This window comes from Myxococcus virescens, assembly GCF_900101905.1.
GTDB classification, from domain to species: Bacteria; Myxococcota; Myxococcia; order Myxococcales; family Myxococcaceae; genus Myxococcus; species Myxococcus virescens.
The window spans coordinates 1-1637 of sequence record NZ_FNAJ01000048.1 but is presented as its reverse complement, the minus strand read 5'-3'; the positions used below and the strand labels follow the sequence as shown (position 1 = coordinate 1637).

At 62.2% G+C, this 1637-nt stretch carries 2 protein-coding genes and 1 pseudogene; 1 reads left to right on the top strand and 2 read right to left on the bottom strand.

Annotation, left to right across the window (positions count from 1 at the left end):
* A pseudogene (locus BLU09_RS37975) lies at positions 1–279 on the bottom strand (sensor histidine kinase); the annotation flags it as partial.
* Between the two features lie 545 nt (positions 280–824).
* On the opposite strand from BLU09_RS37975, the gene BLU09_RS38615 reads away from it, so the two are divergent.
* Positions 825–1271: a hypothetical protein gene (locus BLU09_RS38615; RefSeq protein WP_143043292.1), complete on the top strand. Its 447-nt coding sequence runs from the start codon at positions 825–827 to the stop codon at positions 1269–1271.
* Between the two features lie 123 nt (positions 1272–1394).
* Here BLU09_RS38615 and BLU09_RS40185 read toward each other — a convergent pair.
* A partial coding sequence (locus BLU09_RS40185) for a HAMP domain-containing protein (protein WP_143043291.1) occupies positions 1395–1637 on the bottom strand: 243 nt, incomplete at its 5' end.

The window sequence follows — 1637 nt, the reverse complement described above, 5'->3', positions numbered from 1 at the left end:
GGGCGAGTTGTAGGTCCGGGCCAGCCGGATGAAGGCGCGGCGGATTTCGACGTTGCCCTCTTGAATCAGGCGCTCGGTGTCCTTCTCCTGGGTGGCGTGGAAGGTCTCCAGCTCCGCGGCGTCCTGGGAGAGCTGGAGGTAGCCCTGGCTCACCAGCCGGATTTCCAGCCGGTTGCGGTGGAGCTCCGTCACGCTGAACAGGGACACCAGCCCGAAGGTGCCGAGCACCACGGCGTAGCCCAGGAAGATGCGTGTCGCGAGGGAGAGCTTCACGGGCATTCCTCGCTACGTGGCGGGCCGTCCAACCGCAAGTCTCGTCTCCAGGGGGCGCAGGCGCCTGCTCGGGGGCCGCCGAGGGGGAGGGGCTACCTCCAGTGGGTCTCAGCGTACTCCAGGGGGCGCGCTGGTACCCGTCTTTGACGCACGGGGGCTCCTGGACGATGCCCCCCGTGCGCGCTGCGTCATGCTCCCGTCCCAGACGTTGGGGGGCGCGCTGCTGGAGAGTGCAAGGCCATATCGAAATGACCGCGGCATGGAATGTCTTTTGAATTCGTGCGACGGGGTTGAAGGATTCGTCTGCTGTTTGGCTGGACAATTCTGCTTGTCCTGTGTGGAGCTGGTATTGGGCAGTGGAAAAAGGCCGTGAGATGGTTTGCTTGGAAATAATTGTTGTGAATTCCGGGGGGAGATGCGAATTGGGTTTAAGGGATTCTTGGGGTGGAACAAGACGCCGCATCCCTGGATGGAAGGACACCGGTCCGTGACTGCACGGTGACGGGCCATTGACATGGCTCTTGGCGGCGGGGCCTGAGAGAATGCCAGCTATGAAGAAGTTTGGAATGCTCGTTGGCTCGGTGGCGATGGCTATTCTTGTTGGATGCGGTCCTGTTGATGAGCAGCTTTCGACAGAAGGGAACCCTTCCGCGACTGAGGCAGCTCTGAACAGCGCGGCTCCCGTGCCGGATGCCGTCATGGTGGAGGCGTTGGCAGAGTCTTGCCAGCCGCAGAACTGGGACGAGTGTGTGAATGCCGGTTTTGGAAGCTGCACTGCATGGTCGGCGTTCGTCAATTGTGGCTCTCAGTCTGCGTGTGATGACTACTCTCCGCAGTGTAAGGCCCGCATCGATGGTGAATGGTTTACGACGGGAGCGATTTTTCAGGGCATGAATAGCTTTCGCGTTTGCTTGAATGCGCAGGGGGCGTCTTGCACTGAGTATCGGCTTGCGCAGGTTGTTCAGTCTTGTGGTTGCGGCGGTGGTATTCCGATTTGATGTCTGAGTTTCCCTTCCGGGCGGGGTGAATTCGCCCGTCATGTGACGCTTTGGAAGAACACGGCCCAGCCCCTCATGTGAGGAGCCGGGCCGTCGTATTTCCCGCGCCAAGTGACAGGCGCCTCAGTGGGACGAGGCGAGCATGGGCACCGCTTCGTTCTCACTGGGGGCCCGCTTCGCATCGCCGCGGAGCTTCTGTAGCTGCACGTAGCGCCCGGGGATGAACACGAAGTTCACCGCCGTGGGCACCAGCATGCCGCCGAACACCTCATCGTCGCCGCGCACGCCGAGCTGGGCGTTGTAGTCACCGCGGCCGATGCGTGACACGCCCCGGATGAGGTTGCGCATGGGGCGCAGCGTGCGGGC